This window comes from Kitasatospora sp. NBC_01300 (assembly GCF_041435235.1).
GTDB lineage: Bacteria > Actinomycetota > Actinomycetes > Streptomycetales > Streptomycetaceae > Kitasatospora.
Map to the genome: position 1 here is coordinate 108,306 of NZ_CP108409.1, position 8,449 is coordinate 116,754.

The 8,449-nt window shown below is 72.2% G+C and carries 9 protein-coding genes; 4 read left to right on the forward strand and 5 right to left on the reverse strand.

Translation table 11 applies throughout. The features are described 5' to 3' along the window. Positions 1-5: 5 nt before the first annotated feature. The 4 genes from OG556_RS34235 (at position 6) to OG556_RS34250 (ending at position 4,407) form a co-directional block, all read left to right on the forward strand. Positions 6-671, forward strand: a complete 666-nt coding sequence (locus OG556_RS34235) for a response regulator transcription factor (RefSeq protein WP_331742980.1) — start codon at positions 6-8, stop codon at positions 669-671. After that, a complete protein-coding gene (locus OG556_RS34240) occupies positions 668-1,933 on the forward strand; it encodes an ATP-binding protein (RefSeq protein WP_331742983.1) in 1,266 nt (421 codons plus the stop codon). The genes OG556_RS34235 and OG556_RS34240 overlap by 4 nt, the downstream gene beginning before the upstream one ends. 198 nt (positions 1,934-2,131) lie before the next feature. After that, complete coding sequence (locus tag OG556_RS34245; protein ID WP_331745369.1) at positions 2,132-2,827, forward strand: response regulator transcription factor; 696 nt, start codon at positions 2,132-2,134, stop codon at positions 2,825-2,827. Continuing rightward, positions 2,824-4,407, forward strand: coding sequence for a HAMP domain-containing sensor histidine kinase (locus tag OG556_RS34250; RefSeq protein WP_331742986.1), 1,584 nt, complete (start codon positions 2,824-2,826; stop codon positions 4,405-4,407). Before OG556_RS34245 ends, OG556_RS34250 begins: the two co-directional genes overlap by 4 nt. Positions 4,408-4,440: 33 nt before the next feature. On the opposite strand, the gene OG556_RS34255 is transcribed toward OG556_RS34250, so the two are convergent. From OG556_RS34255 to OG556_RS34275, 5 genes are all read right to left on the reverse strand, one after another. Next, complete coding sequence (locus OG556_RS34255) at positions 4,441-5,661, reverse strand: RNA-guided endonuclease TnpB family protein (RefSeq protein ID WP_331742988.1); 1,221 nt, start codon at positions 5,659-5,661, stop codon at positions 4,441-4,443. Between the two features lie 326 nt (positions 5,662-5,987). Then, a complete protein-coding gene (locus tag OG556_RS34260; RefSeq protein ID WP_331742991.1) occupies positions 5,988-6,188 on the reverse strand; it encodes a hypothetical protein in 201 nt (66 codons plus the stop codon). A 7-nt stretch (positions 6,189-6,195) separates the two neighbouring features. Continuing rightward, a complete protein-coding gene (locus OG556_RS34265) occupies positions 6,196-6,945 on the reverse strand; it encodes an SRPBCC family protein (protein WP_331742994.1) in 750 nt (249 codons plus the stop codon). A 26-nt stretch (positions 6,946-6,971) separates the two neighbouring features. Beyond that, positions 6,972-8,219, reverse strand: a complete 1,248-nt coding sequence (locus OG556_RS34270; RefSeq protein ID WP_331742997.1) for a cytochrome P450 — start codon at positions 8,217-8,219, stop codon at positions 6,972-6,974. Positions 8,220-8,230: 11 nt separating this feature from the next. Next, on the reverse strand, positions 8,231-8,446 hold the full coding sequence (locus OG556_RS34275; protein ID WP_331742999.1) for an MbtH family protein: 216 nt from the start codon (positions 8,444-8,446) through the stop codon (positions 8,231-8,233). Positions 8,447-8,449: the final 3 nt, after the last annotated feature.

Consider the following 8,449-nt stretch of genomic DNA (forward strand, 5'->3'; position numbering starts at 1 on the left):
GTGTCATGCGTGTACTGATCGTGGAGGACGAGGAATTCCTGGCGGACATGATCGCCGAGGGATTGCGGCGCGACGCCCTGGCCGTCGACGTCGTGTACAACGGCGCCGACGCGCTGGAGCGGCTGAGGCTCACCGACTACGCCGTGCTCGTGCTCGACCGCGACCTGCCCGGGGCGCACGGCGACGAGGTGTGCCAGAGCGTCGTCGAGCAGCGACTGCTGACCCGGGTGCTGATGCTCACCGCCTCCGGCACCGTCCGCGACCGCGTCGACGGCCTGGACCTGGGCGCGGACGACTACCTCACCAAGCCGTTCGCCTACGAGGAACTGCTCGCCCGGGTCCTGGCGCTCGGCCGCCGCACCCACCCCGCCCTCCCGCCGGTCATCGAACGTGCCGGCATCACCCTCGACACCGCCCGCCGCCAGGCCTTCCGGGAGGGCCGCTACCTCGCCCTGTCCCGCAAGGAGTTCGGCGTCCTGGAGGTGCTGATGCAGGCCGAGGGCGCCGTCGTCTGCGGCGAGGACCTGATCGAGCAGGTGTGGGAGCAGAACATGGGATACCGCACCAACGCGGTCCGGGTCGTCCTCAGCAAACTCCGCGCCAAGCTCGGCGAGCCCTCGGTCATCGACACCGTGCCCGGCCACGGCTACCGCATCGGCGCCCCGGCATGAGGCGCATCGCCCCGGCCGCCCTGAACCGCCTCCCCCTGCCCGGCAGAGCACGCCCGCGACTGCCGGGCGGAGAGCGGGGCCGGCTGACCATGCTCTACGGCGGGCTGCTCGTCCTCGCCGGGGCCATGCTCATCTTCCTGGTCAACTTCCTGGTCCGGGAGAACCTGTACACCTCGATCAGCACGGCCGTCGCCGTCGAACCGCGACTGGCCACCCTGGGGACCCCGGGCCCCTCCGCGGCGCAAACCCTCACGGTGGGAACCGCCGCACCCGCAAGCGCTCTCCCCGGAACCACCCCCGCCGACGGCGGACAGTCCCACTTCCAGGCCGTCAAGGTCGTCACCCAGGCCGCCGAGCAGGCAGCCCAGAACCAACTGCTCACCGTCTCCCTGATCGCTCTGGCCGCCTTCGCCGTCATCTCGGCGGCACTCGCCTGGTGGATGTCGGGGCGGGTGCTGCGCCCGGTGTCGGTGATCACCAACACGGCGCAGCGGCTCTCGGGCGAGAACCTGCACGAGCGGATCGCCCTCGACGCACCCCCGGGCGAGCTCAAACAGCTCGCCGACACCTTCGACGCCATGCTCGACCGCATGGAACAACTGGTGGGCGCGCAGCAGCGGTTCGCGGCCAACGCCGCGCACGAACTGCGGACCCCGCTCGCGGTGCAGCGGGCCGCGGCCGAAATCGGGCTGGCCACCGAGGACCCGGCCGCCGTCGCCCGGGTCCGCCGCAAACTGATCGAGGTCTCCGAGAGCAGCGAACGGCTCATCGAGGGCCTGCTGCTGCTGTCCGTCTCCGACCAGAGGCTGGACCGCCGCGAACCGGTCGCACTGGACCAACTGGCCCGCACCGCGGCCGCCGAGTACGCCGCCTCGCAGGAGGCCCGGGAGAACCGCGTCACCGTCCGGGCCGACACCTCCCCCATGTCCGTCGAGGGTGACCCGGTGCTGCTGGCACACCTGGTGCGCAACCTGGTCGGCAACGCCCTGCGCTACAACCACGACGGCGGCCGGGTCGAGGTCGGCGTGCACGACGGTGTCCTGGAGGTCGCCAACACCGGCCCCCAGGTGCCGCCGGAGACCGTCCCCTATCTCTTCGAGCCCTTCCGCCGCCTCCGGGAGCGCCGGCACAGCCCGGGTGAGGGCGCGGGCCTGGGCCTGTCCATCGTCGCCTCCATCGCACGCGCCCACCACGCCGCCGTCACCGCCGTCCCCGGCGACACGGGCGGACTGCGGGTCCGGGTCGAGTTCCCCACGGCCTGACCCGACGGTCCGGGGGCCGGGGCGCGAGGCCCTCCCGTGCAGTGCCTTCCGTTCGGCACAGTCGGCCACCGCGACGGGAACCACCGTCCGTCGCGCGGTTTCCGGGCCTGTGAGCTGCGTATGAGCGTTCTGCAACAACCTCGCCGATCCCTGCCCCACGGCCCCCTGCGCAGACCGGAGGGCCCGATACTGGTGGATATGTCACGGGTACTGCTGATCGAGGACGACGCGTCGGTGCGCGAGGCGCTGGCCCTGGGCCTGCGCCGCCAGGGCCACGAGGTACGGATGGCCGCCACCGGCGAGGACGGCCTGGAGCAGGCGTTCCGGGAGCCTCCGGAGATCGTGGTGCTGGATCTGATGCTGCCCGGGATCGACGGCTTCGAGGTGTGCCGACGGCTGCGCGCACACGGGAGTCTCCCGGTGATCATGCTGACCGCGCGGGGGGACGACATCGACACCGTCCTCGGCCTGGAGTACGGGGCCGACGACTACGTGGTCAAGCCCGCGCAGTCCAGGGTCCTCGACGCCCGGATCAAGGCCGTCCTGCGCCGCACCACCCACGTGTCCCCCGCGCCCGGGGTCGCCGAGCCGGTGCGGGAGGTGCACGGCGACCTGGTGCTGGACCGGGCCGCGCTGACCGTCGCCAAACGCGGCACCCCGCTGCCCCTGGCACCCGGCGAGCTGCGCCTGCTGCTGGAGCTGTCCGCCGCGCCGGGCCGGGTCTTCAGCCGGGAGCAGCTGCTGGACTCCGTCTGGGGCCTGGGCCGCCAGGAGGACATCCGCCTGGTCGACGCCGGGGTGAACCGGCTGCGCGCAAAGCTGGAGGACAACCCGTCCACGCCCCGCTACCTCCAGACCGTGCGCGGATTCGGCTACCGGTTCGGGCCCCTGTGACCACCCCGCCGCACCCACCGGAGCACCCCTCGGCCGAAACCCGCACGCGCGATGCCGCGGACGGCACCGCCCGTGCCGACGACCGGCCGGACCGCGCCGACGCCTCCCGCCTCCTCCGGTGGCGCCGGGCCGTCCTGGGGCTGCGTCCACGGATGCTCGCCGCGTTCGTCGCCACCGCCGCCGTCAGCGCCCTGGCCACCTCCGCACTCACCTACCAGGCCGCCACCGGCTCCACCCTCGACCTGACCCAGGACACCGCCCTGGACGAGCTGCGCCGCCGCGTCGACGTCCTGGCCCCCGCCCTGCCCTTCCCCCCGACCCAGGCCGAACTCGACCGCCTGGCCCTGCGGCTCTCGGGCACCGGCGGCTTCCGCGACTGGCGCGTCCTGGCCCGCTACGGCGCCGCCCACTCCGAGTGGACCGCCGCCGTCACCGTCCCGGCCGCCCTCCAGGACACCGTCGGCTCGGGCCACGGCGCCTTCCAGCGGTTCACCGCCGACGGGCACTCCTGGCTCGCGGTCGGCGTCCCCGTCACCCACACCGCCCACACCACCGCCGCCACCGCCGCAAGAGCCGGCGACCTGTCCGGGCTGACCGTCTACGCCCTCCTGCCCCTGGACCGCGAACAAGAAGCCACCAGCACGCTGCTCGCCGCCGCCACCGGCGCCGGCGCGTTCGCCGCCGTCCTGGCCGCCGGCCTCGCCCTGCTCGCCACCCGCCAGGTCCTGCGCCCCGTCCGCGCCCTGGGCGACGCCGCCCAGTCCCTCGCCCAAGGACGGCTCGACACCCGCCTCGCCGTCTCCGGCCACGACGAACTCGCCCAGCTGTCCAAGACGTTCAACCACACCGCCCGCACCCTCCAGGGCACCATCGAAGAGCTGCGGGCGGTCGAGAGCCAGGGCCGCCGGTTCGCCGCCGACGTCTCCCACGAACTGCGCACCCCGCTGGCCGCCATGGCCGCCGTCACCGACATCCTCGACGAGGACGCCGAACACCTGCCCGCCGACACCGCGACCGCCCTGCGCATGATCAGCAACGAGACCGGACGCCTCACCCGCCTGGTCAACGACCTCATCGAAATCTCCCGCATGGACGCCGGCGCCGCCCCGCTGCGCACCGAGGACGTGGACGCCGCAGAAGCCGTACGCGCCACCCTCGACCTGCGCGGCTGGAGCGACCGGGTCGAGCTGGACCTGCCCGCCGCCCTGCCCGTCCGCCTGGACGCGCGCCGCTTCGACGTCATCGTCGCCAACCTGGCCGGCAACGCCCTGCGCCACGGCCGCCCGCCCGTACGCCTCACCCTCACCACCCGTGGCCCGCAGCCGGAATCCGACCTGGTGCTGACCGTCACCGACCGGGGCCCGGGCATCCCACCCGCCGAACTCCCCCACCTGTTCGACCGCTTCTACAAGGCCGACAGGGCCCGCACCCGCTCCGAAGGCAGCGGGCTCGGCCTGGCCATCGCCCAGGAGAACGCCCGCCTGCACGGCGGCTTCATCGAGGCCGCCAACGCCCCCGGCAGCGGCGCGGTGTTCACCCCCGTCCTGCCCCGCGGACCCCTGACGAAGGACGCCCCTTGACTTCCTCCCCCGGCTGAAGCCGGGGGATTCCCCTCAGCCTCGCGGCTGAGCCGCTGCGCGTGAGCGCTGCGGTCGGGATGCTTCCTGCTTCACCGACGACTGCCCGCCCGGAGTTCTCCGTTGAGGTCTCACACCGTCTCCACAGGCTGTAACCGCCAGTCCGGCGGCCAGGATGTTGCGTGCCGCGTTCACGTCCCGGTCGTGCTGTGCGCCGCAGGCGCATGCCCACTCGCGGACGTTCAGTGGCATCTTCGCGGCGGTCACGCCGCAGACCGAGCACAGTTTCGAGCTGGGGAACCACCGGTCGATGGCCACCAGGTCCCGCCCGTACCACCGGGCCTTGTACTCCAGCATGGACCGCATCTCGGCCCAGCCCGCGTCACTGATGGCACGCGCGAGCGTCCGGCTCCTGAGCATGTTCCGGACCGTCAGATCCTCGATCACGACCGTTTGGTTCTCACGGACGAGCCGAGTGGTGAGCTTGTGCAGGAAGTCCCTGCGACGGTCCGCGATGCGCGCGTGCACACGGGCGACCCTGAGCCGGGCCTTCTCCCGGTTGGCGCTGCCCTTGACCTTCCGGGACAGCTCCCGCTGAGCCCTGGCCAGGCGTTCCCCGTCCCTGCGCCCGTACCGGGGGTTGGCGATCTTCTCCCCGGTGGACAGCGCCACCAGACTGGTGACACCGACGTCGACACCCACGGCCGGGTTCACGGGTGCGGGCATCCACGGGCGGTCCTCGCACAGCAGCGAGACGAACCAGCGCCCCGCACTGTCCTGCGACACGGTCACCGTGGACGGCGCAGCGCCCCGCGGCAACGGCCTGGACCACACGATGTCCAGCGGCTGGTCCATCTTCGCCAGCGTCAGCCGGCCGTCCCGGAACCGGAACGCGGAGGACGTGTACTCGGCGGACCTGCGGGACTTCTTCCGGGACTTGAACGTCGGGTACTTCGCCCGCTTCTGCCAGAAGTTGGTGAACGCCACCTGCAAGTGCCGCAGCGCCTGCTGCAACGGAACCGACGACACCTCGGACAGGTAGGACAGCTCCCCGGTCTTCTTCCACCCCGTCAGCATCGCCGACGTGGCGTTGTAGTCGACCCGCTCCTGACGCAGCGTCCACGCCTCCGAACGGGCCTGCAACGCCATGTTGTAGACCTTCCGCACACACCCGAAGGTGCGCGACAGCTCAGCCGCCTGCGCATCCGTCGGATAGAAGCGGTACTTGAACGCCCGCTTCACATGAGTCGTGGTCATGACCCACAACCTAGCGGGGCAAACCGTGCAACTCGAATCCCGCACGTCACAGCACCGCGGCCCACCCCAGAGGCGAAACGCAGGCACCTGACCCGCTACGCGGGCAGTCCAATTCCTCCCCCGGCTGAAGCCGGGGGTATCCACGGAAGTCCATGATGAGCATCACGTAACCGACGTCCCTGCGCTCACAGCCTCACCCTGCTGGAGTTCGGAATCACCCATCCCAAGGTGCGTGTGCCGTCAACTCCGGCCCGGGGCGGCGAGGCCGGTGCCGGTCGGGAGCGGTGGCTTCCGGCCGGCACCGGCCTCGTGAGGGGCCAGGAGGTCTACCAGCGGCGGGTCGGCGGTGCCGGGTCGAGCTTGGCGGCAAGCGCGGAGAGGAAGGTCGGGAGCTTGTCGACCATGGCCTTGGGGACCGGGGTGGTCTGGACGCCGCCCCGACGCACGTCCTCGACGACGAGCGTGTAGGTGCCGTTCTCCTCGACGAGTTCGGCGGCGTAGAGCAGTGTTTGCCTTGAGGTTTCCATCGGGGACCTAGGCTCGGGTGTCGTTGAGCCAGGCGGTCCACGCCGCGGTGGCCCGCTGTTCGTCGGTGTCCTCGGCGAACAGGTGGTGGCCGAGCCAGATCGGCACGTTCCAGGTGCTGCCGTTGAAGAAGCGGTAGAGCGCGTCCGGGCCGCGCAGACCGAGGAAGTCGGTGCTGAGCCAGTCCACGACCACCTCCTGCGGACGGCCGTCCGTCCCCGGGAGGTGGAGCGGCACCCGGTCGCCGACGGCCGCGTCGTCGGCGAGGCCGAGGCGGCGGCGCAGCGCGGCGAAGTCGGCCGGGTCGGCGGTGGGTTCGGGGCGCTGGGCCCTGACGTAGACGGCGGGGCGGCCGGCGAAGTGGCGCAGGTACTCGGCGAGGCCGTGCTGGTAGAAGTCGACGTGCTTCTCGGCCACGTCCGACTTGGCGTCCCACCTCCAGGCCTCGTCGACGATGCCCGTGTGCACCCAGTGGATCCCCATCCGCAGGTGGCTCGTTCCGCCGTCGGCGGGCTCGATGCGGTAGCTGAGCGTGTTGGAGAAGCCGCCGTCCTGGGTCGCCCGGACGGCGAAGTGGTGCGGCGGTTCCCAGGCGACGACGGTGGAGTCGCCCCGGGTGGCCTTTCCGCCGACGCGCGGCTCGACCTCCATCGGGTACAGCCAGCCCAGGTTGCCGGCGCCGGTGGCGACGGCGGCCCAGACCTGTTCGGGTGTGGCCGGCAGGTCCTGTTCCCGGCGGACCTCGAATTCTCGGGCCATGGTCGGTGCTCCTTCGTCTTCGTTCATCAGTAGGTGAGCGGGAGGGCGTTCAGCCGGCGTTGCAGCGGGTTGGGCCGCCAGTCGAGCGCTGTGCCGTCGGCCAGCCGCAGTTCGGGCAGTCGGCGGACCAGCGTGCCGATCGCTACCTCCGCCTGGAGCTTGGCCAGCGGGCCGCCGAGGCAGAAGTGCGGGCCGTGGCCGAAGCTCAGGTGCCGGTTGCCGGGGCGGGTCAGGTCGAGCCGGTCGGGGTCCTCGAAGCGCTCGGGGTCGCGGTTGGTCGCGCCGAGGAACAGGTACACCAGCTCGCCCTCGCGCAGCAGTTGCCCGCCGATCTCCAGGTCCTGCGCGACGACCCGGACGATCGCCTGGGTCACCGTGTCGTAGCGGGCCAGTTCCTCGACGGCGCCGCGGATCAGCCCCGGATCCGCGCGCAGCCGGGCCAGTTGGTCGGGGTGGCGCAGCAGGGCCAGGACACCGTTGCCGATCAGGTGGGTGGTGGTCTCGTCGCCTGCGGTGATCAGGACGAAGCAGGTGGAGAGCAGTTCGGAGTCGGTGAGCCGGTCGTCCTGCGCCTGGGTGGCGACCAGGGCGCTGATCAGGTCGTCGCCCGGTTCACGCCGGCGCTGCCGGATGAGCCCGGACAGGTACTCCTCGTACTGCCCGATCGCCTCCTCGGACTTGTCGATGTCCTCGCCCAGCCGCCCGAAGCGGTGGAACCAGCTCTTGACCTGGGGCCGGTCCCCGTCCGGGATGCCGAAGAGCTCGCAGACGGCGGACATCGGCAGTGGGGAGGCGACCGCTTCGATCAGGTCCATGGTGGGCCCGGCCGCGACCGCCTCGTCGATGAGCCGGTCGACGATCCGCTGGACGCCGTCGCGCAGGGCTTCGACGCGCCGGGCGGTGAACGCCCGGTTGGCCAGCTTGCGCAGCCGGGCGTGGTCCGGCGGGTCGGTGTTGGTCATCACCCGGCCGAGCCGGTCGGCGAGTCGGCTGAGGGCCTTCAGGTCGCCGCCCAGGCCGCCGTAGGCGCGGGTCATCCGGTCCCGGTCGTTGGACAGCCGCAGGTCGCCGAGCGCCGTCTCGACGTCGGCGTACCGGGTGAGGTACCAGATGCCCTGCGCGCTGCGGTGGACCGGGCTCTCGCGCCGCATGCGGGCGTAGAACGGGTACGGGTCCCGCCGGGCCTCGGGGGTGAGCAGGTCGGCGGCGAGGTCGTGGGCCGGGGCGGGGCCCGCCGTGGGGCGGGCCTCGTCCGTGGTGTCGGTCAGGTTCACTGCGGGCCGCGCTACCGCTGGGCTTCCATGGCGTCGGCGAGGCTCCTGGGCCGCATGTCGGTCCAGGACTTCTCGACGTACGCCAGGCAGGCGGCGTTGGTGTCGGGGCCGTGGGCGACGGTCCAGCCGGCCGGGACGTCGGCGAACTGCGGCCAGAGCGAGTGCTGGTTCTCGTCGTTGACGAGCACGAGGAAGGTGGCGTCCTGGTCGTCGAAGGGGTTGGTCATGGG